This is a genomic window from Gemmatimonadaceae bacterium (assembly GCA_035606695.1).
GTDB lineage: Bacteria > Gemmatimonadota > Gemmatimonadetes > Gemmatimonadales > Gemmatimonadaceae > JAQBQB01.
This window is the reverse complement of the sequence record DATNEW010000012.1, coordinates 88,856-110,931: the sequence shown is the minus strand read 5'-3', so window position 1 is coordinate 110,931 and position 22,076 is coordinate 88,856. Positions and strand designations below refer to the sequence as shown.

Genomic DNA, 22,076 nt, shown 5'->3' with positions numbered 1-22,076 from the left:
CTTGCCCGACTGGAAATCGCCGGGATCGTGGAAGGCATCGGCAAGGGCACCGCATTCGTCGCAACGGGCGCCGTGCTTGCGCTGCTCGGCGGACTCTCCTTGTTCACCGGTCTCGTGCTGCTCGTCGGCGACCAGTGGCTCCCCGAAGATCTGTACTGGCTCGGGGCGCTCATCGTGTTGGTGATCACCGGCGCGCTCGCGGTCTGGTTTGCGAAGCGTGGCCTGGCTCTCTTGTCGCCGGCGGCCCTCGCGCCCGACGAAACGGCGACGACGCTCAAGGAGGACAAAGAATGGCTGAAACAACGGCTGACGTCCGGCGCGACATCGAGCTGACCCGCGAGCGGATGTCGAGCACGCTGGCCGAGCTCGAGCAGAAGCTCAACATGATGCAGCTGGTGAAGGATCATCCGTGGCCGGCGATCGCGCTGGCTGTGGGCGCGGGTGTGTTGCTCAGCGGATCGGGCGCGGACATCAAGGCGGCGGCGGTCACCGCGACGGCCACGAAGGGCGCGAGCAGCAAGGTCGGCTCGGCGCTCGACGACATGGTGGCCACGTTGTTGTCCGGCGTGCATCAAGCGTTCGATCAGCGCGTCACGAGCTGGGTGGACGAGCTCAAGGGCGCGATCGGTGCGCCGCGTACGTCCGGCTCGTCTGGGGTCGCGGCGCGAGCAGACTGAGCGCGCATCGCCTGGAGCGCTCGAGGTTCCAGCAGTACAAACAAGCATTGACGCGCGGGTGTCGAGAGCGTTTGTGAGCATTCTCTCAACACCCGCGCGTCGTCTGTTGTCGACTTTGCAATTGGACAAACGTTCAGGCACGGCACGTGCTTTAGATCACACTCGAAGGGCAAGCCAACTTGAACCCCCGAAGTCGTGGAGAAGCACAATGCAGCGCGTCGTCCAGTTTCTGAAGAATGAAGATGGTCTGGCCGTGACGGAGTACGGTCTGCTCCTCGCGCTCGTGGCCGTCGCCGTGATCGCCGTCATCAAGACGTTCCGCGATCAGCTGAAGTCGATCTTCACGACCGCCACCAGCAGCCTCGCGGCGCCCTGATCGCGCGTAGCGCCCGATCCGGGCCTTGCATCGACCAGTCGCCCAAGAGGAATGCAGGACATGCGGTATGTGAAGAGTTTTCTGAGCAATGAAGACGGGCTCGCGGTAACGGAGTACGGGCTGCTCCTCGCGCTCGTGGCGGTCGCGGTCATCGCCGTGGTGAAGGCGTTCGGCCAGCAATTGCAGAGCATCTTCACGACGTCGACGAGCAGCCTCGCCGCGCCTTGAGCGCGGCGAGTCGAGCGGAGTGAACCGCCCCGACATGTTTCACATGTTTCACATGTTTCACATGTTTCAGCAGAACATGGGCACGCTCGTCGCGGGCGTGATCTTCACCGCCCTGCTCGTCGCCGTCGCGGCGAGCGATCTGCGATCGCGCCGCATACCAAATCGCCTGGTGCTGATGCTGTTCGTCGGCGGCATTGCGTTCTCGATGTCGTCGCTGCCGCCGCTGTACGGACTCGGCTTCGCCGTCGGCGGGCTCGTCACCGGATTGTTGCTCTGGCTTCCATTTCATGCGCTGCGATGGATCGGAGCAGGTGACGTGAAGCTCGCCGCGGCGTGCGGCGCCTGGCTTGGCTTTCATGGCGTGTTGCGCTCAGCCGCGGTCACGGCGATCGCCGGCGGCGTGCTCGCCGTCTGCATGTTGCTGTGGCAGCGCCGGCCGAATCACATCGCGGCCGACATGATTCTTCTCGTCAACACGATTCGCCGAAAGCCGATGAGCATCCGCGTGCGTCCCGACGCGGCCGCCGTACCGACCGCGCAGCTCATGCCCTACGGCGTGGCGCTCGTGATCGGCGCGCTCGCCGTCGGTTGGTTCCGTGTGTAGAACGCGAAGCGCGCGCACATTCTTGCGCGGCGAGCTCGGTTCATCGTCGGTCGAGTTTGCGCTCATCGCCGTTCTCTTCTTCATGATGGTGTTCGGCATCATCGACATGTCGCGCGTGTTCGGCATGCACGAGCGATTGCGCGCCGCCGTGCGCGAAGGCGCGCGTGTCGCCGCCGTACAAACGGATCCAGTAGGGAACGCGTCGCTCGCGCGCACGGCGGTGAAGAACGCCGCGTTGCCCATGGGCGGCTCGGGCGTGACCGACGCGCAGATCAACGTCTCGCTCGACGCTTCGTCGAAGCTCGTGACTGTGAGCGTACTGAGCTATTCAATGCCTCTCATAACGCCGTTCGCCGGGACATTCGGGCACTCGAGCGTCACGCTCAGCGCGACGTCGACGCTGCCCTGGCATCGCGCCCCTTGAGCATGAAATAGGAGGTCCGCGTTACCGTCGGGAGCGGTCCGATTCATGCCTTGTCGTACTCCACAAGTGATCCTTGTCACAACTTGACAACCGCTGGTTGTCTGTTGTCGACAAGACCGTTGCGCAGTCCGCTGTCGATTCGGGTTGTCGCCTCATGCCGAAGCGTCGTCTCAGCATTCGTTCGATGTTCTATCTCGCGATCTTCGTGGCGCTCGTCGCGACGGTCGGAGCATATCGCGCGTTGCAGGCCTCGAAGCCGCAACCCGAACAACGGACGCGTCGCGTCGTCGTCGCGGCGGCCGACATTTCCGAAGGATCGACGATCAAGCTCGATGCGCTGAAGATTGCCGAGCTGCCGTCGGCCGCGGTCGCGCCGAATGCGTTCACGGTGACAGATTCTCTCGTCGGCCGCATCACGCGCGTCCCGATCTTCGCCGGCGACGTCATCGTGCCCGGACGACTCGCCCCCAAGGGCAGCGGACCGGGACTCGAGGTGAAGATCTCGCCCGGCATGCGCGCGATGGCCGTGAAGGTGGACGACGTCGCGGGATTGAGCGGTCTCATTAACCCCGGAAGTCACGTCGACGTGCTCGTCACGCTCACCCCCGAAGCGAATGGCCGGCGAGTGTCGAAGCTGTTCATGGAAAACGTCCGCGTGCTGTCGGTTGGCAGCGTGGTGCAGCGTGACAACTCGGGCAAGCCCATCGAAGCATCCACAGCGACGCTCGAAGTCGATCCGGCGCAAGCGGAGCGTCTCGCGGTCGCGATGAATCAGGGCACGATTCAACTCGTGCTGCGCGGCTACGGCGATCCCGCACAAATCACGACGGCCGGCGCGAGCTCGTCGGACGTGCTCTCGCAGCTGCGCAATGCGCCGGAGCGCGTCGAGCCCGCGCCCGAGAAACCACGGTCCGAAGTTCGGCACAGCGCGCCCGCGCGCGTGCAGGCGCCGGCAGTCGCGCCGCCGCCCGTCACACCGGTGCCGGCGGCGCCAAAGGCACAATCCGAGACCGCGGTTGTGCGCATCTATCGCGGAGGCGGGGAAGGGGTGGAGAAGAAAGTCGAGAAGGCCGATAGCCTCAAGCACAAGCCGCGGGGTTCGCGGTGAATCGATCGTCGCTTCGTTCGATTGCTGTCGCGCTCGTCGCTGCGACGTTTGCGCTCTTCGCCGTCGCCCCGAGCGCGAGCGCGCAAGGCCCGGCGTTACAGATCGCGCAGGAAGGGCCGATCACGCTGCTGAATCTCGGAACGGGTCGCTCGTTTCCGATCACGACTCCGCAGGCGATCACGCGCATCTCCGTCGCCGACACCGCCGTTGCCGACGTGGTCGTGGTCAGCGATCACGAGCTCGTGATCAACGGAAAGAAATCCGGAACGACCGACGCCATTCTGTGGCTCGCCGGCGCGCCGCGACAGCAATATCGCGTGCAGGTGCGCTCGTCGTCGGATCGGCAGCAGATCGTGCTCTACGTCAAGTTCGCCGAAGTCCGGCGCGATCTCGTGCGGTCCATCGGCAACTCGATCCTCTTCCGCGACGATCACACACGCGCCGGAACCGGCACCTTCAACACCGACAATCCGTTCACGACCGATTCCAAGGGCAAGGACATCATCAACCTGCCCGGCGACTCGAAGTTCGGGACGATTCTCACCGACTTCGGCACCAAGCATCTGCTCGACCTGCTGCAGCTCGAGGAACAAACGGGCCGCGGTCGCGTGCTCGCCGAGCCGAACTTGATGGCGGCGAATCGCGAAGAGGCGACGTTCCTGGCCGGCGGCGAGCTGCCGATTCCAGTGGTGCAAGGTGGAACAACGGGCTCCAACGGCCCCGCCGTTTCCATCATGTACCGTGAGTTCGGCGTGAAGCTGCGCTTCATCGGCGAGATCATCAATGACAGTTTGATCAAGCTCACCGTCGCGCCCGAAGTGTCGAGCCTCGACTACTCGAATGCGGTGACGCTCGAGGGATTCCGGATTCCGGCGTTTCGCACGCGCCGCATGTCGAGCACCCTCGACGTGCATCGCGATCAGAGTCTCATCATCTCGGGCATGTTCGACAACGAGGTCGATGACATCAAGACGGGCATTCCGCTGCTCAAGGATCTCCCGATCCTCGGCGCGCTGTTCTCGAGCCGCGACTTCCAGCGGCACGAAACGGAGTTGATCGTCGTCGTGACGCCGGTCGTCATCGATCCGGCCAACCCGCGACCAGTCGACGTTGCCCCCGTAAAGCCGGACACCATCAAACCCGCGGTCGACGCGCTGAAGCGTGAACCGGCGATGGGGTCCAAGCCGCCAATCAAGAAACCGTAGCCGTGATGTTGTCTCGCCGTGCCCTGATCGTCGCCGATGCCGCAGGATCCGAGGACACGTCTGCGCCGGTGCTGAAGCGTTTCGGCTTCGCATCGATCGCGCGCGCCAACGATTTCGACGAAGCGCTGACGATCGTTCGCTCATCGCCGATCGATCTCGTCATTCTTCCCATCCAGGATCTCACGCCGGTGCAACTGGCGACGATCGAGCGACGCGTGCGCGCCGAACGCCGCATGGTGCTCATCGGCACCGCACCGAAGCTCGATCCCGAGTTGATCCTGCGCGCCATGCGCGCCGGCATTCAGGAATTCGTCGTTTGCCCGCCCGATCCATCGGAGCTTGCCGGCGCGCTCGATCGCGTCATGCGTCGCATTCCCGTCGAGCAACAGGCCGGACGGGTCGTGGCCGTGTACAGCAGCAAGGGCGGCATCGGCAGCACGAGCATCGCCGTGAATCTGGCCGACGCGTTCACGCGCAATCATCCGAATGGACGCGTCGCGCTCGTCGACCTGGTGGTCGAAGGCGGCGACGTTCGCGTCTTCCTCAATCTCAAATCCGCATACCACCTCGGCGACCTGGTCGAAAAGCTCGATCGTGTCGACGCCGAGCTGCTGTCGTCCCTGCTGACGCCCACGCCGAGCGGCGTCTGGGTGCTGCCAGGTCCGGACGATCCGGAGCTGGACGACGCACTCGACGCGAACACCATCGCCGCGATGGCCCGGCACCTTCGCGCGCATTTCGCGTTCACGGTGCTGGACTGCGAGCATCATCTGAGTGAGCGCACGCTCGCCGCCCTCGATGCGGCGGATCGCGTGGTGCTCGTGACGCAGCTCAACGTGCCGGCGCTCCGCAGCACGCAGCGTACGCTCGAGATCTGCAAACGACTCGGGTACGCGTCGGACAAGGTCATGGTCGTCGTGAACCGCTTTCAGCTCGACGACGTGCTCTCGCTCAAGGATGCCGAGAAAGTCCTCGGCGCCGAAGTATTTCAGAGTCTGCCGAATGACTATCAACTCGCCACGGCGGCGTTGACGAAAGGCGTCGCGGTCTCGCAGGCCGATCCGGATTCGAAATTGTCGCTCGCCTTCGACAAGCTGGCGTCGCGACTTGGCGGTTCGGGCGCGGAACCGGCGGTCGTGGAAGCGCCGCCGAACCGGCCGGGTTTGCGCCGTCTCTTCGTGCGTCGCCGTCGAGCGTGACGCGGAGCGTGAGGGTTTATGTCGCTGCGTGATCGTCTTCGCCGCAAAGGTGGCGCACCGCCGACCGACCGGGTCAGCGGCGAGCATCAGGTACCTGAGAACAGCGTCGCCACCGAAGTCGACGCTGCGCCGGAGGTCGAACGCGTTGGTTCGTTCCTGCCGCCGAACGATTCGATGCGGCCGGCAATCGAAACGAGTGCGCATTACACGGCGCCGACCGATGAGCTGAGCCAACTCGAGCAGCTCAAGGTCGACGTGCATCGCCGGCTGATCGAGCGGCTCGATCTCGAGGCGCTGGAAGAGATCACCGACGAGACGCAGCTCACCGCGCAGATTCGCGAGGCCGTCGTCGAATTCCTTCGCGGTGAAGCAACACCGCTCTCGCAGAGCGAGCGCGAAGAAATCGTCGAGCAAGTCGTCTACGAGATCACGGGACTTGGACCGCTCGAGCCCCTGTTCCGCGATCCAACGATCTCGGACATTCTCGTCAACGGCGCGCGCGACATCTACGTCGAGCGGAAGGGCCGCCTGCAGCCGGTCAACGCGTCGTTCCGCAACGACGCGCATCTGATCGCGGTCATCGATCGCATCGTCAGCCGCGTCGGCCGCCGCGTGGACGAATCGTCGCCGATGGTGGACGCGCGTCTGCCCGACGGCTCGCGCGTCAACGCGATCATTCCGCCGCTGGCGCTCGACGGCCCGGTGCTCTCGATCCGCCGCTTCGGCAGCAAGCTCGCGATGGACGACATGGTCGCGACGGGCACGCTGACGCGCCAGATGGCAATGCTGCTGGCCGGCTGCGTACACGCGCGACTGAACATTCTGATCTCGGGTGGTACGGGCTCGGGCAAGACGACCCTGCTCAACGCGCTCAGCTCGTACGTGCCCAGTTATGAGCGTATTGTAACAATCGAGGATGCCGCGGAGTTGCGGCTGCAGCAGGAGCACGTGGTGCGGCTCGAGACACGACCGCCGAACGTCGAGGGACGCGGTGAGGTGGTGGCGCGCGACCTCGTGCGAAACGCGCTGCGCATGCGACCGGACCGTATCATCATCGGCGAGGTGCGTTCGGCGGAAGTGATCGACATGCTGCAGGCGATGAACACCGGCCACGAAGGCTCGCTGGCGACGATCCACGCCAACACGCCGCGCGACGCGTTGGCGCGCCTGGAAACGATGATCCTGATGTCCGGCACCTCGCTGCCGGTGCGCGCCATGCGCGAGCAGATCGCCTCGGCCATCGACGTGATCGTGCAAGTCGCGCGTCTGGCCGACGGCACGCGGCGCGTCATCAGCATTGCCGAGGTCGCGGGCATCGACGGCGACGTCGTCACGACGAGCGAGATCTTCGAATTCCGCCGGCGCGGCATGGTGAGCAACAAGGTGGTGGGAACGTTCGTGCCGACCGGGGTGCGCCCGCGCTTCATGGAGCGCTTTCAGATCTCCGGCATCACGCTGCCGCCCGGAGTGTTCGACGAAACCGTCGAGGTCACGGCGGAGCCGACCGTCGATGGTGAGACACCGGCGACGCCAAAGCCGTGGACGCCGAGCGTGGCGGACGCCGATCTTCCGGCGCGCCGAAGACTCGCCGAGCTCGAGACACGACTTGCGTCGGTCGAGCGCGAGCATCAACGCAGCACCGAGCGCACGCGCGGTATGTCGATGGCGATGCTCGCGTTCCTCGAAGCGCTCGACGAAGCCCAGGATGCCGCGCGCGCATCGTCGGACAGCGGTATTGGTCAGAGTGTCGCGGCGCTGTCGAAGCGCGCGCAGTGGTTCGTCGACGCATTCGGCATGTCGCCGATCGAGCCCAAGTCGGGCGACAAGTTCGACGAATCGATTCACGAAGCCGTGCGCACCGTGCCGCCGAACGGCGTGCCGCGCGGGCGAATCGTACAAGTCACGCAGCGCGGCTTCCGTGCCGACGGCAAGATCGCGCGCCGCGCTCAAGTCGTCGTCGCGGGGTAACGGCACATGACGACGCTGCTCGTTCTGATCGGCGTATTCGTCGCCACGCTGAGCTTGTGCGTCGGCGCGTACCTCTACGTGAACCGGGACCAGCTCGCGGCCGCGCAAACGGCGCGCGAACGCCTGCGCACCGTGATGAACTTCGCGCGTATCGACACGCGAAGCATTCTGCGCGACGACAGCGCGAGCGAGTTGGAGCTGCTCAACAAGCTGTTGTCCGGCAAGGCGATCACGACGCGCATCGCGCGCACCATCAGCGACGCGGGGCTCGACATCAAGCCGGGAACGTTCTTCCTGGCCGTGCCGATCTGCGGCGTGACGGCAATGCTCGTCGCCGGCACGTTCGGCATCGGCGGCGCGCCGTTGTGGCTGATACTCGGCGGCGCCGCGCCGTTCATCTGGCTGCGGCGCAAGCGCAAGGAGCGCCGCGCCGCGTTCGAGGAGCAGCTGCCCGAAGCGATCGACATGCTGATGAGCGCGTTGCGCGCGGGCTATTCGTTCCAGGCCGCGACCAAGTTCATTGGCGAAGAGCTTCCCGCGCCACTCGGCCGTGAGTTCGCGCAGTTTTATGACGAACAACGACTGGGTGTCGACGTGCGAACCGCGCTGTTGTCGCTGCAGGACCGGGTGCCGAGCACCGATCTCAAGATGTTCGTGACGGCGGTGCTCATCCAGCGCGAGACGGGCGGCAATCTCACCGAAGTGCTGGGCAACATCGCCGAAGTGATGCGCGAGCGCGCGGACATCCATCGGAAGATCGACTCGTTGACCGCCGAGTCGAAGATGTCGGCGCGGTTCCTGTCGCTCTTGCCGGTGATCGTGTTCGTGCTGATGCTCGTCTTCGATCCCAACTTCGTGCATCCGATGATCGCCACGCCGATCGGCCTCATGCTGCTGATCTTCGCCGGCCTCTCGGTCGGGATTGGCTATTTCATCATGATGCGCATCGCCACCATCGACGTCTGACGCGGAGCGCGAGATGATTCCATTTCTCTTCCTCGTCTTTGTCGCCGTCATGTCGGCCATGCTCGCCGGCTATGCGTTGGTGATCGACCACCGGCGCCGGCTGATGATCGACCGCGCGCTGGGCCAGGATACCGTCGTCATGTCGCCGATACCGCGCGCCAAGCTCCTGGCCGCGCGACGTTCGGCGGCGGTCGACGAGCTGCGCAGGCGCCTCGATCGGTTGGTGCCGAATGCGTGGGTGAACGATCCGGCGACGCGCGAGCGCATGGTCCGCGCCGGATACGACGGCGACGCCCCGCTGTTCCTGTACGCCGTGTTCCGTGTCGGCTTGCTCGTCATGCTGCCGCTCATGACGCTCGCCTTCGGCGCGGGCGAGACGCCGCTCGAGCGATTGCTGTTCTTGTTCGGCGCGCTCGTGCTCAGCTGGATCATTCCGCGCGGCTCGCTCGACAGTCTGGTGCGGCAGCGGCAAGAGCGCATCAAGCGCGCGATTCCCGACGCGCTCGACTTGATGATCGTATGCGTCGAAGCAGGGAGCAGCCTCGAGTCGGCGATTCTTCGTGTGTCGCGCGATCTTTCCGGGATTCACCGCGATCTCGCGTTCGAGCTTGGCAATGTCGTGCGGCGCACGAAGGCCGGCGTTCCGCGCGCGGAAGCGTTGCGCGGATTGTGGGATCGAACGGGCGTTCCGGAGTTGAGAACGCTGGCCGCGAACATCGCGCAGAGCGAGCGCTGGGGAACGAGTGTCGGTCGCGTGTTGCGCGTAACGGGCGAGACGCTGCGGCGGAAACGGCGTCACAGTGTCGAGCGCCGCGCATCGATGGCGACGCTCAAGATGACGATTCCGCTCGTGACGATGATTCTGCCGCCGCTCTTTCTCGTGGTGCTCGGCCCTGGTGTGCTGCAGTTGATCGGCGCGTTTCACGTGGTGAAGTAGCCGTGCTACTGCGTGCTACTGCCTGCTACTGCATCAACATCGGCTTCGGCGCCGAGATCGCCGACGCGTTGAGATTCAACCCGGCGCCGTTGATCGATACCTGATTCGCCATCACGGATCCGTTCACGAACCACGTGCCGGAGCTGTTCATCGTGAGCGAACCATTCGGCGCGGCGACGATGCCCGTCCACGTGCCGCCCGAGCCGGTCATGAAGGAGCCGCCGGTCCCGTTCGCGTACGCCAGCACGTTCCCCGAACCACTCGCCGGAGACAACGTGGATCCCGAGCCGCTGATGTTGAACGTGGTCCCCGCCACGAACGTCACCGCTCCCGATGCAGTCGTACTCAGCGTGATCGATCCGCTCGCGCAGATGAACTGCGACTTCAACTGGCCCGGCGACGTCCAGTATTGAGTCATCGACGCGGTGATCGTGAGATTGCCCGCGAACGTCGATGAACAGTGCGAGGTGAGATCGCTGTACGACGGCGTCACGCCCGCCGATCGCGCGCTGACTTGTTTAGGCGCCGGCACGCTGCCGCCCGCGCTCGTCACCGACGGCGGCGGACACACGTACTCGAGCGGCCCCGTGATCGTCGAGCCGGACGTCGTCATCGCGAGCGTTCCATTGCTGTGAATCGGTCCGGTGATGTTCGTGCCGGACGCGTTCCAGCTGATTCCTCCCGTCGACCCACCGCTGCATCCGCCGCCCGCATACACCGCATCGAGACCTCGACCCGACGTCGCGACCGCGCGCGCCGAGACGACGACCTGCCGAAAGCCGAACATCCGCATGAACATGATGTTCACGGTGTCGTTGACCTTCACTTCGATTTGCGTCGAATCGCCGAGATACGGCGTCGTCACGATGACACCGATGCCCGCCGTTCCATTCGGATGCTTGTTCGCCGTCGCGATGCGCTGCGCGGTCGTTTGAGCGCTCGTCGGACTGCCCGGCAGATCGAGCGTCGCGCTCATCGCCGCGAGATCGGCCGCATTCTGCGCGGCATCGCGATGCGTGAGCAGGTTCGACGTATCCAGCGCGAGACCAGCCGCGCCGAGAAGTACAGGGAGCACGAGCACCATGAGAACGAGCACCTGTCCTTTCCGCGCGCGAAGTCGCACGGAGCTCGGAGTGCTCACGGTGCTCACGGTGCTCGCGGCGCTCGCGGCGCTCACGGCGCTCACGGCGTCACCCGAGTCACCGCGGCCGCGTTCACGGTGATCGTTCCGGTCGGCCACACCCAGCGCGACAGCGGCGCGAACGACGTCACGGTCGTCGACGCATTCACCACCAGCGAATCGCTCGCACGCGTGATGGTGATCGAGGCCGGGCTGAGGTTCAACGACCCCTCTGCCGCGATGACGATCGATTTGACGACTGAATCGGTGAGCGTCTTGTCGATGGCGCGGATGGCGCCCGTCGCGACGGCGCGATGCAGCGCGGCCGACGTCGTCATGACCCGACCGACGTCGGCGATGCCGAGTATGAAAATCATGAGCACCGGCAGCGCGAGGACCAACTCCACCGTCGCGTGCCCGCCACGTACGCTATGTGCGCGGTGTACGCCGTGTACGCGCTGTCCGCGTGGCGACGCCATCACAACCCCCTAAGTACGACTGTGCACCCGTCCAACCACGACGGGTGCAAAGGGTATTCCAGCTCAGCCGTACAATGACAATGCTGTGGGTGCTGTCTGATACGTCGTGACGCCTCGAATCAGCGTCCGCGGAAATCCTCGAGACACGCGCCCGCGCCATCGCCGAACCCGGCGCGGAAGTTCTGCACGCGTTGGTCACGCGTGCCGTGACTTTGCTTCGCCAATCGCGCCTGAATGATCGCGTCGTAGCGTGCGTTGCCCGTCGGCTCGGGCGTCGGATCGCCGGCAAGCGACATCCCGTACAACGCCTCGTCGACGTCGCCAGCCTCGAGCTCGCCATCATGCTCGGCCTGCTTGGCGAATGCACCGGCCAGGCAATCGGCGGTCGCTTCGTTGTCGTACGACGTGCGATAGAAATGGCCGAGTTGCATCGCGACGGCGTGGCCGGTCTCGTGGGCGATGATGCCGATCGCCGCCATGTCGCCGTCGGTGTTCAACGCGGTCGCGGCGCGCTTCGCCATGCCGGCGGCGAAGACCTCGTCATAATAGATCGTGTTGTCCCGCTCGCAGTATTCGGCATTGTTCGGCCGAATGACGCCGCACGGCGACATGACGGTCGATTCGTACCGCGCGATGCGCGGTACGACGAAGCGATGTCCGATCTGTCGGAAGTCGTTGGTCCACATGGTCGCGAGCGCGTCGTACGCACTCTTGATCTTGGCGTTCGACGCCTGGACGTCGCGCGTCGTGACTTCAATCGGGCGACCCGGGGCTTTGGGCACTATGGGTGCGAAGGCCATCGCGCCCATCGCCAGCGCGCCGAATCGGCTGCGCCACATCGTGATGAAACTCATACGCCACCTCCTCCCTGATACCTGGTACCCCGGGGAGGGCGGCGGGTTGCTCGAGCGGCTGGGCAGCGCCCGGCGGTCATTGGAACGTTGGAACTCTTGGAACTTTGGAACCGTGATGCGACGGCGAGCCGGTGCGATACCAAGGGGGCTCAGATCACACCGGCGTCGCCGACGCGCGGCCGTCGTACAGAGTGCTACGCAGTGCTATGCAGTGGTACGCAGTGCTAGACCTGCCACTCTCGGCCGAGAACCTGCCAGGATCCCGCGCTGTCGTCGAAGTACTCCCAGAACGCCCACTCGGATTTGTCCGAGGAGATGCCGCGGCTGGCCGCGCCGGGCGAGTCGTACGTGCGGCCGTCGACGAGAATCTTGCCGCCTTGCACCGTGGCCTCGAGATACTTGCCGCGCACGCTGGTACGCAGCCGCTGACCGTTCCGCACCTTGCCGTTCGACGCGTAGGAGAGATTCTCCGGCTGCGCGACAGCCGCGCGATCGAGCGGCTCCGGCGTGATGTCCTCGAAGTCGACGTTGAAGCCGGTGAGCACGTCGCGCTGCTCGGTGCTGACGCCGACGAGATGATACGGGCTGCCCCAGATGCCCTCGGGCGTCAGATCGTCAAACGGGGTGTGCAGCCGCTGCAACGCGGCGACGGTGTCCTGGTGGATGCACAACAGGCGCATGATCCAACTCTCCAATTAGCGTTTTATAATTAACGACTACTTACAACCGTCAGGATGTCTGGCCCGGCTGCCAGTCGCGATCCAGCATGCGCCACTTCCCGGCGCCGTCGTCGAAATACTCCCAGAACACCCAGTCGCCCTTGGAGGGCGCCACCGAGCGTGTGGCCGCGGCCGGATTGTCGAACGATTGGCCGTCGAGCAGGATCTTGCCCTGCTGTACCGAGGCTTCGCGATACTTGCCACCGATGCTGACCCGAAGCCGCTTCGGCGCGTGGTCGGTCGCCGGCGCGGTGTCAGCCGAAGAAATCTTGCCGCTGGTCGCCGGTGCATTGGCAGCGCGCGGCCGCACGGCGGTCGCTGCCGTCGCCGCCCCGTTCGAGGCCCCGTTCGAAGCGCCGTTCGTTGCCGCCGGCGCGACATCCGAGCGCGCCTCGGCCGCCGCGGCCGCGCGTTCGACGATCGCACGCTCGGCCGCCGCATCGCCCAGCGGATCGCCGTGGTGCTTTGGCTCCTCGTGCATCGGCACAGGGACTTCCGAATCGCGTTGCGACGATCGGTCCGGCTGTGCGGCGGATGTGTCGGCGGCGAATGCGGGTGCGGGCTGACGAGGACTTGTCGCCCGCTGCTCCGCCGCGGCATCGCTCACGGGACGCGGCCGCTGCTGCGGCCAACTTTCCTTCAGTTGCGGTGCGACGTCGGCTGACGTGAGTACGTCGGGCGTGATGTCATTGACCTCGAGGTTCCACGAATCGAGGACCGCCCGCTGTTCAGCAGTGACGCCGATCAGATGGTACGGTGAGGCCCAGAGCCCTTCAGGTGTGACGTCGTCGAATGGAACGCGGAGCCGTTCGAGCGCACGAACGGCGTCTTCATGGAGTGAGATGAGACGCATCGGTGTCCGTCCCTAGGACAAAGGGGACATTGAATTGGCGTGAACACCTGATGCGGGAAGCGTGCCGGGCGGTAGTCGTAGGGACGGGCCCGCTTCAGTGAGGGCGGCGACGCGCTTCGCGCGCACCAGTGGTGAGGCCGGCGCGCGAAGCGCCGCCGGCCTCACCGCTCGCGCGAACCGGCTCTCTCACGCGTATCGAATCCATTTAGCGAGCTCAGAAAAGCTCGGCTTCTTCCCATACATCAACATCCCCACTCGATAAATCCGCGCCGCCAACCACACCGCGCACACCGATCCCAACAACGCAACCACCAGCGATCCCGCGATCGACGCCGGCGACACCGCCGTCAATCCCATGCGAATCGGCATGATGATCGGCGATGACCATGGCAACCACGACAACACCACGGCGGTCGTGCTGTTCGGATTGATCAAGACCGGATTCACGAAAATCCAGCCGCTCATCAACAGCAGCATCACCGGCATCACCGCCTGCTGCGCTTCCTGCTCGCTGTTCACCATCGAGCCCGCCGCCGCGAACAGCGTCGCGTAGAACGTGAAGCCCACCAGGAAAAAGCCGAGCGAAATCGCCATGACCGCCGGGCTCATGCCGCCCATCGAGAACGTTGGCGCGGCACTACCCGCCGCCGCGGCACCACCACCCGCCGCCTTCAGCACCAGCGGGCCGAAGAACGTCGTCAGATACAAACCAATCCCCAGCCACGCCACGATCTGCGTCAACCCGACACCGCCGACGCCGAGTACTTTTCCGGCGAGCAGCGACTCCGGTTTGATGCTCGAGATCACCACTTCGGCAACTCGCGTCGTCTTCTCCTCGAGCACACCCCGCATCACGTTCTGGCCATGGACGATGATCGCCATCAATAACAGCACGCCAATGATGATTCCCGCGAACAGTCCCGCTTCGCCCGATCCGCCGCGTCCTTTCTCCGTGAGCCGTTCCGCGGCAAGCTGCAGGTGCGATTTCGCCAACTCGTCGATCGTGCTCTTGTTCACACCCTCGCGCTCGAGTCGCGCCATCAACACGGCCTGCCGTGTCGACGCCTCCAACTTGTTCATGTCCGAGATCGTCGACGCATTGCGGCCCTCGTAGCGCGCGCGCTTGCCCGCGAGCGAGCTGTCGTCCAGCACGAGGAATCCCACGAGGCCCTTCGGCTTCATCACTTCCGCCTCGGCCGCCTTCTCCGCGGCGGGCAGCTCGGCCGGCGTCAGCGTCATGACGAACGGGCCCTGGACCGTGTCCGACACCGTGCTGTCCGCGCGCAGCGTCGTCGCGAGGCGGGCGCCCACCGACGCACCCGTCGCATCGAGAATGCGAATGCGCCGCACGTTCGGCGATGCACTCGACTTCGCGCTCATGTAAAGCGGAATGAGAAACACGCCGGCCATCAATACCGGCACGAGCAGCGTCATCACGACGAACGAGCGCGAACGCACGCGCTCCAGGTACTCGCGCTTGGCGACGATCAGAATCTTATTAACCATGTCCGGACATCCCCGTCTCGACGCCAGAGGCACCGACACGCTGCAGGAAGATTTGGTGGAGCGAGGGTTGCACGAGCTCGAAGCGCTCGATGTTCGCGCCGGCGTCGATCAGTCTGCGTAGAAGCACCTGCGCGTCCGCATTGGGCGCGAGCTCCAGCTCGAAGTAGTTGTTCGTGTCGTCCAGCTTCGACACGAGCTGCGGATCATGCAGCACCGCGCCGACGCCGTTCTGCGCACCGCCCGCCAGCGCGAGCGCGATGTTTCGCCGGCCCGCGGCACCCTTGACGCCGGCGACCGTGCCGTCGAGCACCTTCTGACCGCCCGCGATGATGCACACCGAATCGCACATCTTTTCGGCGTTGTCCATCACGTGCGTGCTGAAGATGACGGTCTTGCCGCGACGTTTGAGCTCGAGCACCGCATCCTTCAACGCCTGCGCGTTGATCGGATCGAGCCCGCTGAACGGCTCATCGAGAATGACGAGCTCCGGATCGTGCAACAGCGTGGCGATGAACTGCACCTTCTGCTGCATGCCGCGCGACAGCTCGTCGACCTTGGCGTCGCCCCAATTCTTGTCGGCGTTCGAGAGGCTGAACCGCTCCAGCCACTCGTCGATGCGTCGATTTGCCTCGGCCGGCTTCACGCCCTTCAACTCGGCCAGAAAGCCGAGCACGCGGCGCACCTGCATCTTTTTGTAGAGGCCGCGCTCCTCGGGCAGGTACCCGACCTGGTCGAGGACCTGAGCATCGGTGTTTGGTCTGCCGAGAATCGAGATCGAGCCCGAGTCCGGCAGGATGATGTCGAGAATCATGCGGATCGTCGTGGTCTTGCCGGCGCCGTTGGGGCCGAGCAGACCATACACCGACCCGCGCGGCACCTGGAGCGACAAGTCGCGCACGGCGACATGCTCCTCGTACCGCTTTACGACATTGCGAATGTCGATGGCGAGTTCAGACATTGATGTAGGATGAGGAACGTGCGGAGGAGGCGGGAGCCAGGCGTCGCGTCGATGCCGCTACCTTAGTATAAGTCTGCTGGACGCAGCCCGTCATCCATACTGACGGCCGCCTTGCCCCGGAAGTTTCGACGCGGCGTTTTGGGGCGTCTTGGCGTTCTTGGCGGCCGCACGCTTTCTTATCTCATGCTCTTCGTCGCGGATACGCTCGTTCTATTCCTGGCAGCGAGTCTCACAAAACCGCTTCAGCCGGTCCTGGACAGCTTCGCGCTTCGCTCCGGCACGGTCATTCAGCGTGAGAGCGGCGCGTCGCTCGAGCACGCGCGCAAGCTCACCGAGCTGCATCGCGTTCCCGACGTGCTCATGCTTGCCGATGCCGACGTCTTTCCACAGCTCCTCGTGCCGGCGTATGCGTCGTGGTACGCCGACTTTGCGCGCAACCGCATGGTCGTCGCCTACACGTCGCGCTCGAAGCACGCGGCCGACATCACTCGCGGCAACTGGACGCGGGTGCTCCGCGGCCGCGACGTCGAAGTCGGCCGCACCGATCCCGATCTCGCGCCGGTCGGCTATCGAACATTGCTCATGATGAAGCTCGCCGAGCGATTCTATCACACGCCGGGCTTGAGCTCGGCGCTGCTCGACAACGCGCCAGCGCGAAACATGCGCCCGAACGCGGCCGAGCTCGCGGCGCTGCTGGCGTCGGGTGAGCTCGACTACATCTACGACTATCAGTCGGTCGCCGAGTCGAACGGCTTTCGCTTTATCGCGCTGCCGAGCGAGATCGATCTTGGCGACCCGGCGCGCGCGCGGGCGTACGCCAACGTGTCCGTGAATGTGCGCGGCACGGAGCCCGGCAAGCGCACCGTCTTTCGCGGCGCGCCGATCGTCTACGGGCTCAGCGTGCCGCGGGAAGCACCGCACTCCGCCGCGGCGATCGCGTTCCTGAGATATCTCGAATCGCCCGAGGTCATCGCCCGCCTTCGCGCCGCGCACGTCGACATGCTCGATGGCCTCGTGATTCACGGCAGCGGCGCGCCCACTCAGCTCCCGCGTGCACCCCGGCCTGCCCGACGTTAATCAGCTCGAGCCGATGGGCGCGCGCGCGCAGCCGAATCGGCTCGCGCGCGCGACGCTCAGCGTGTTCGTCGCGGTCCTTGCATCGCTGTTTCTGTTGTTCGTCGTCGGCCCCGTCGCGGGCTTGGTGTCGTCGGGCGGTGTACGCGGCTTGAGCGCGCTCGCGCGCGACACCGAGCTGCGTCAGTCGCTCATTCTCACCGCCCTGACCGCCACCACCGCGACGATCCTCGGTATCCTCGGCGGAACGCCTGTCGCGTATCTGCTCGCGCGCCGGTCGTTCACCGGCCGCGCGGTGCTCGCGGCGCTGATGGATTTGCCGTTGGTCATTCCGCATCCGGTCGCGGGCATCGCGCTGCTGCTCGTGCTGGGTCGCGCGAGTCCGGTTGGTTCGGCACTCTACGCCGCGGGACTCCGCGTCGCGGGCTCACCGACGGGCATCGTCTGCGCGATGCTGTTCGTCTCCGCGCCGCTCTACGTCAGCGCGGCGCGCGAAGCCTTCGCGCGAGTCGATGCGCGCTATGAATCGGTTGCACGAACGCTGGGCGATGATGCCTGGCGCGCGTTCCGTCGCGTCACGCTCCCACTCTCGGCGCGTGGGCTCACGGCCGCCGCCGTCGTGATGTGGGCGCGCGCCGTGAGCGAGTTCGGCGCGATCGTGATCCTCACCTACAATCCGAAAGTGGTGAGCGTCTTGAGCTACGATCGCTTCACGAGCTACGGATTGAGTGAAGCGCTACCCGTCGCGGCGGTACTCGTGCTGTTCGCGCTCATTCCGCTCGCCGCGCTGCGCGCGCTGCGTCACGGAGATCCGGCGCCGCGATGATCTCCCTCGATCACGTGAACGCGCGCGCGGGAAACTTCGCGCTGGCCGACATCACGTTCGAGGTGCCGCAAGGCGCGTACGGTGTGGTGATCGGTCCCGCGGGAGCGGGGAAGACGACGCTGCTCGAAACGATCGCGGGCGTCGTTCGCGCATCGTCGGGCACGATCACGCTCGGCGGGGACGACATGACACAGGCGCCGCCGGAGTCACGACGGTTGGGGATTGTGTATCAGCATGCGTATCTCTTTCCGCATCTCACGGTTCGGCAGAACGTCGAATATGGCGCCGCGAACGCGCGCGCGGCCGACGAGGTCATGGAGCGATTCGGCGTCGCACCGCTCGCGGGTCGTTCGGTCGTTTCGTTGAGTGGCGGCGAACGGCAGCTCGTCGCCATCGCTCGCGCACTCGCGCGACGCCCCGAAGCGCTGCTGCTCGACGAGCCATTCAGCGCGCTCGATCCGCGCACGCGCAACGTCGCGCGACGCGTGCTCCGAACGATCTACTACGAGCGCCGGTTCACCGTGCTGCAGGTGACGCACGATTTCGGCGAGGCAGGGCTGCTGGGCGACATCGCGATCGTACTCGACAAGGGTCGCATCGTGCAGAAGGGTGATCCAGAGCAGATCTTCCGCCGCCCCGCCTCGCCGTACATCGCGGATTTTCTCGGTGCCGAGAATGTCTTTGCGGGAATCGCGCAACCGATTCGCGCGGCCGCGCCGGATTGGGTCGAGAGCAGCGAACACGAATTTGTGCAGCATGCCGTCGCCTTCACGACGGGCGCGCTGACCTTCTACGCGCTCGGCGACGTGGTGCCGGGACCGACGCACGCCGTGATTCGCGCCGAGGAAGTGTCATTGTCCGCGGAGCCGTCGATGTCGTCGGTGCAGAATCAGTTTCGCGGGCGCATCGTGGAGATCGTGCCGGCCGGCGCGCTGAGCCGCGTCACCGTCGACGCCAGCGGCACGCCGATCGTCGCCGCGGTCACGGCGCGCTCGGTTCGCGAACTGGCGCTCGAAGTAGGATCCGAAATCGTCGCGGGATTCAAGGCGACTGCGGTGCATCTGTGTTGAGTCGAGCGTCATCAAATGTTACCATCCACTTCATGACCGACATGCGATTCATGTTTGCCGCGATACTGGCGTGCAGCGCACAACTGATCGGCGCGCAATCGCCGATTCCGTCGAACAACGCCAAGGTCCTCGCGGCCCTCGACATCATCAAAGCGGACAACGCGTGGACGCTGCAGCAGCAGACGGAGTTGACGCAGATTCAGTCCGCGCCGTTCAAGGAGGCCACGCGTGCCGCTGAGTTCAAGCGGCGACTGGAGGCGCTCGGATTCAAGAATGTGACGATCGACTCCGTCGGCAACGTCATCGTCGAACGCCGCGGTACGGGAAGCGGCCCGACGGTGGTGTTGGCAGGTCATCTCGACACGGTGTTTCCTGAAGGGACGGACGTCACGATCAAGCACCGGGGCGATACGCTGTACGCGCCCGGCATCGGCGACGACGATCGCGGTCTCGCGACGGTGCTCGCCGTGGCGCGCGCGTTCGAGCGCGCCAATGTGCAGACCCCGGGCACGATCTACTTCGTCGGCGACGTCGGCGAAGAAGGACCGGGCAATCTGCGCGGCATGCGCTATCTCTTCGGCCAGGAGTTGAAGGGGAAGGTCGACTACTTCATCTCTGTGGACGATGCGGGTCTTGGCATCGCGAGCCGCGCGGTCGGGAGCAATCGCTACAAGGTGACATACAAGGGACCCGGCGGGCACAGCTACGGCGCCTTCGGCATCCCGAATCCGATTCATGCGCTCGGCCGCGCGATCGCCGGGATCTCGAACATTCAGGTACCGGCGAAGCCGAAGACGACGTTCAACGTCGGCGTGATTTCGGGTGGCACCTCCGTCAATTCGATTCCGTTCGAGGCGTCGATGGACGTCGACATGCGTTCCGAGGACGCCAAGTCGCTCGCCGCGGTCAACGCGAAGATGATGAGCATTTTCAAACAGGCGCTCGTCGCCGAGAACGCGCGGTGGACCGGCCCGCGCGCGGCGAAGGCGAAGCTCACCATGACGATCGACACGATCGGCATTCGGCCGACCGGCGCGCAGTCCGACGCGGCGCCGATCGTGCGGACGGCGATTGGGGCGGGGAAGACGCTTGGCTTCACGCCCGCGACGAGTGCCTCGAGCACTGATGCGAACATTCCGATCAGCCTCGGCATTCCCGCCATTCGTATGGGGGGCGGCGGCAACGCCGGCGGCTCGCATTCACTCGGCGAGTGGTATGAGGATGGGCCGAAGGGATATGTCGGCGTGCAGTGGGTGGCGCTGACGGTGGCGGCGTTGGCGGGGGCGAAGCCGTGACGATGGGCCGCGATTGTGAGGAGCCGTTGTCATCCCTCGACTCCGGCGCGACGCGCCTCCATTCGGGACGACACAGCGCGCGTTCGTGATGTCGGCTTATATATGATAAAACACTCATTAGTATTTACGCTGTTCGCGGTATCGGCTGCGAACGCCCAGCAAGTCGCCCCGACGACGTTCCATCAGCTCGGCCACGCCATTCTCCGCGAGCTGATCGAAACGAACACCACGGGGTCGGCCGGCAACACCAGCGACGCCGCGGGGCAATTGCAGACGCGGTTCACCGACGCCGGATTCTCGCGCGCCGACGTCCAGCTCGCCGGCCCGACGACGAAGAATCTCAATCTGATCGTGCGCTATCGCGGCAGCGGCCGCGCGAAACCCATTCTGCTGCTGGCGCACCTGGACGTCGTTGAAGCGCGCCGCGAAGACTGGACGTACGATCCGTTCCACCTCACCGAAACCGGCGGGTATTTCTACGGCCGCGGCACGCAGGATCAAAAAGGCGGCGCGGCGATGCTCGTCACGACGCTCATCCGCCTCAAGAAGGAGAAGTACGTTCCCGATCGCGACATCATCCTCGCCCTGACCGCCGGCGAGGAAGGCGGCATGCCCTACAACGGTGTCGAGTGGCTGCTCAAGAACAAGCGCAGTCTCATCGATGCCGAGTACACGATCAACGTCGATGCGGGCGGTGGAGAGCTCGAATACGGCAAGCCCACGCTCTTCGACGTGCAAGCCGCCGAGAAGGTGTTCCACTCCGTCGCGCTGACCGTGCGGAATCCGGGCGGACATAGCTCGCTGCCGCGCAAGGACAACGCGATCTACACGCTCGCGCGCGCGCTCGATCGCGTGTCACACTACGAGTTTCCGCCAAAGCCGAACGACGTCGTGAAGGCGTACTTCGACAAGGCCGCGGCGACGGTTTCACCAACCGTCGCTGCCGACATGCGTCGCGTTGCCTCCGGTAAGGCGGACGCGGCGACGTTTGCGCGGTTGAGCGAGAACACCGAATACAACGCGCTGCTGCGCACCACGTGCGTCGCGACGATGCTCGAGGGCGGACACGCGCCGAACGCGCTGCCGCAGATGGCGAAGGCCACCGTCAACTGCCGCATGCTGCCGGGCGACAATCCGGCGGCGGTGGAACAGGCGCTCGTGCATGCGATCGGCGATACGGCGGTGCATCTCACGCCGATCGACACCGCGCGTCCCAGTCCGGCCTCGCCGCTCCGGCCCGCCTTGCTCGCCGCGGTCGACAGCTCGGTCAGAGCGATCTGGGGACCGGTGCCCGTGGTTCCCATCATGGAGACCGGCGCAACCGACGGTCTCTATCTGCGCAACGCCGGCGTGCCCGTCTACGGCTTCAGCGGATTGTTCATCGAGACGAACGACGTCCGCGCGCACGGCAAGGATGAGAGAATACTCATCAAGGCGTTCGACCAGGGGCTGGATTTCACGTACGACCTGGTGAAGCGCGTCACGCGCTGATTTGCAGATTCGTCATCCCGAGCGGAGGCGCGAAGCGCCGGAGTCGAAGGACCCCCTTCTCAGCGGAGCGCTGCGTAGAACTCCTCCGTCGTGACAGGGGTCCTTCGATTCGCTGCGCTCGCTCAGGATGACAGCGCCG

The 22,076-nt window shown here is 65.2% G+C and carries 24 protein-coding genes; 17 read left to right on the top strand and 7 right to left on the bottom strand.

Going from position 1 to position 22,076, the window contains the following annotated elements; all coding sequences use genetic code 11:
• From VN706_04010 to VN706_03955, 12 genes are all read left to right on the top strand, one after another.
• On the top strand, window positions 1-333 hold a 333-nt coding region (locus VN706_04010; protein HXT14767.1), incomplete at its 5' end, for a phage holin family protein.
• A complete protein-coding gene (locus tag VN706_04005) occupies window positions 291-677 on the top strand; it encodes a DUF3618 domain-containing protein (protein HXT14766.1) in 387 nt (128 codons plus the stop codon). The genes VN706_04010 and VN706_04005, both read left to right, overlap by 43 nt.
• A gap of 208 nt (window positions 678-885) precedes the next feature.
• The gene (locus VN706_04000) at window positions 886-1,053 is read left to right on the top strand and encodes a Flp family type IVb pilin (protein HXT14765.1); all 168 of its coding nucleotides are present in this window, start codon (window positions 886-888) and stop codon (window positions 1,051-1,053) included.
• A 51-nt stretch (window positions 1,054-1,104) separates the two neighbouring features.
• A complete protein-coding gene (locus VN706_03995; GenBank protein HXT14764.1) occupies window positions 1,105-1,281 on the top strand; it encodes a Flp family type IVb pilin in 177 nt (58 codons plus the stop codon).
• A gap of 19 nt (window positions 1,282-1,300) precedes the next feature.
• The gene (locus VN706_03990) at window positions 1,301-1,885 is read left to right on the top strand and encodes a prepilin peptidase (GenBank protein ID HXT14763.1); all 585 of its coding nucleotides are present in this window, start codon (window positions 1,301-1,303) and stop codon (window positions 1,883-1,885) included.
• On the top strand, window positions 1,878-2,309 hold the full coding sequence (locus tag VN706_03985; GenBank protein HXT14762.1) for a TadE/TadG family type IV pilus assembly protein: 432 nt from the start codon (window positions 1,878-1,880) through the stop codon (window positions 2,307-2,309). Before VN706_03990 ends, VN706_03985 begins: the two co-directional genes overlap by 8 nt.
• Window positions 2,310-2,463: 154 nt before the next feature.
• A complete protein-coding gene (cpaB, locus tag VN706_03980; protein HXT14761.1) occupies window positions 2,464-3,417 on the top strand; it encodes a Flp pilus assembly protein CpaB in 954 nt (317 codons plus the stop codon).
• A complete protein-coding gene (locus tag VN706_03975; GenBank protein HXT14760.1) occupies window positions 3,414-4,622 on the top strand; it encodes a pilus assembly protein N-terminal domain-containing protein in 1,209 nt (402 codons plus the stop codon). The genes cpaB and VN706_03975 overlap by 4 nt, the downstream gene beginning before the upstream one ends.
• A gap of 5 nt (window positions 4,623-4,627) precedes the next feature.
• Window positions 4,628-5,821 carry a hypothetical protein gene (locus VN706_03970; GenBank protein ID HXT14759.1) on the top strand — a complete coding sequence of 398 codons (1,194 nt, stop codon included), beginning with the start codon at window positions 4,628-4,630 and terminating at the stop codon, window positions 5,819-5,821.
• A gap of 18 nt (window positions 5,822-5,839) precedes the next feature.
• The gene (grpE, locus tag VN706_03965; GenBank protein HXT14758.1) at window positions 5,840-7,789 is read left to right on the top strand and encodes a nucleotide exchange factor GrpE; all 1,950 of its coding nucleotides are present in this window, start codon (window positions 5,840-5,842) and stop codon (window positions 7,787-7,789) included.
• 6 nt (window positions 7,790-7,795) lie between these two features.
• On the top strand, window positions 7,796-8,755 hold the full coding sequence (locus VN706_03960; protein HXT14757.1) for a type II secretion system F family protein: 960 nt from the start codon (window positions 7,796-7,798) through the stop codon (window positions 8,753-8,755).
• Between the two features lie 13 nt (window positions 8,756-8,768).
• Window positions 8,769-9,692, top strand: coding sequence for a type II secretion system F family protein (locus tag VN706_03955; GenBank protein HXT14756.1), 924 nt, complete (start codon window positions 8,769-8,771; stop codon window positions 9,690-9,692).
• A 25-nt stretch (window positions 9,693-9,717) separates the two neighbouring features.
• Here VN706_03955 and VN706_03950 read toward each other — a convergent pair whose 3' ends face one another.
• From VN706_03950 to VN706_03920, 7 genes are all read right to left on the bottom strand, one after another.
• The gene (locus tag VN706_03950) at window positions 9,718-10,878 is read right to left on the bottom strand and encodes a pilus assembly protein TadG-related protein (GenBank protein HXT14755.1); all 1,161 of its coding nucleotides are present in this window, start codon (window positions 10,876-10,878) and stop codon (window positions 9,718-9,720) included.
• Window positions 10,875-11,291 (bottom strand): TadE/TadG family type IV pilus assembly protein, encoded by a 417-nt coding sequence (locus tag VN706_03945; protein ID HXT14754.1) that lies wholly within the window; start codon window positions 11,289-11,291, stop codon window positions 10,875-10,877. Before VN706_03945 ends, VN706_03950 begins: the two co-directional genes overlap by 4 nt.
• 119 nt (window positions 11,292-11,410) lie before the next feature.
• A complete protein-coding gene (locus VN706_03940; GenBank protein ID HXT14753.1) occupies window positions 11,411-12,145 on the bottom strand; it encodes a neutral zinc metallopeptidase in 735 nt (244 codons plus the stop codon).
• Window positions 12,146-12,369: 224 nt separating this feature from the next.
• Window positions 12,370-12,825: a hypothetical protein gene (locus VN706_03935; GenBank protein HXT14752.1), complete on the bottom strand. Its 456-nt coding sequence runs from the start codon at window positions 12,823-12,825 to the stop codon at window positions 12,370-12,372.
• A gap of 49 nt (window positions 12,826-12,874) precedes the next feature.
• Window positions 12,875-13,717 (bottom strand): hypothetical protein, encoded by an 843-nt coding sequence (locus VN706_03930; GenBank protein HXT14751.1) that lies wholly within the window; start codon window positions 13,715-13,717, stop codon window positions 12,875-12,877.
• 186 nt (window positions 13,718-13,903) lie between these two features.
• Window positions 13,904-15,223 carry an ABC transporter permease gene (locus VN706_03925; protein ID HXT14750.1) on the bottom strand — a complete coding sequence of 440 codons (1,320 nt, stop codon included), beginning with the start codon at window positions 15,221-15,223 and terminating at the stop codon, window positions 13,904-13,906.
• Window positions 15,216-16,181 (bottom strand): ATP-binding cassette domain-containing protein, encoded by a 966-nt coding sequence (locus tag VN706_03920; protein ID HXT14749.1) that lies wholly within the window; start codon window positions 16,179-16,181, stop codon window positions 15,216-15,218. Before VN706_03920 ends, VN706_03925 begins: the two co-directional genes overlap by 8 nt.
• Before the next feature lie 183 nt (window positions 16,182-16,364).
• Between VN706_03920 and VN706_03915 the strand changes: the two genes are divergently transcribed.
• The 5 genes from VN706_03915 (at window position 16,365) to VN706_03895 (ending at window position 21,937) form a co-directional block, all read left to right on the top strand.
• Window positions 16,365-17,258, top strand: coding sequence for an extracellular solute-binding protein (locus VN706_03915; protein HXT14748.1), 894 nt, complete (start codon window positions 16,365-16,367; stop codon window positions 17,256-17,258).
• Window positions 17,233-18,081, top strand: a complete 849-nt coding sequence (locus tag VN706_03910) for an ABC transporter permease (protein ID HXT14747.1) — start codon at window positions 17,233-17,235, stop codon at window positions 18,079-18,081. The genes VN706_03915 and VN706_03910 overlap by 26 nt, the downstream gene beginning before the upstream one ends.
• Window positions 18,078-19,151: an ABC transporter ATP-binding protein gene (locus tag VN706_03905; protein HXT14746.1), complete on the top strand. Its 1,074-nt coding sequence runs from the start codon at window positions 18,078-18,080 to the stop codon at window positions 19,149-19,151. Before VN706_03910 ends, VN706_03905 begins: the two co-directional genes overlap by 4 nt.
• A gap of 32 nt (window positions 19,152-19,183) precedes the next feature.
• A complete protein-coding gene (locus tag VN706_03900) occupies window positions 19,184-20,446 on the top strand; it encodes a M20/M25/M40 family metallo-hydrolase (protein ID HXT14745.1) in 1,263 nt (420 codons plus the stop codon).
• Window positions 20,447-20,548: 102 nt separating this feature from the next.
• Complete coding sequence (locus VN706_03895; GenBank protein ID HXT14744.1) at window positions 20,549-21,937, top strand: M20/M25/M40 family metallo-hydrolase; 1,389 nt, start codon at window positions 20,549-20,551, stop codon at window positions 21,935-21,937.
• Window positions 21,938-22,076 lie beyond the last annotated feature (139 nt).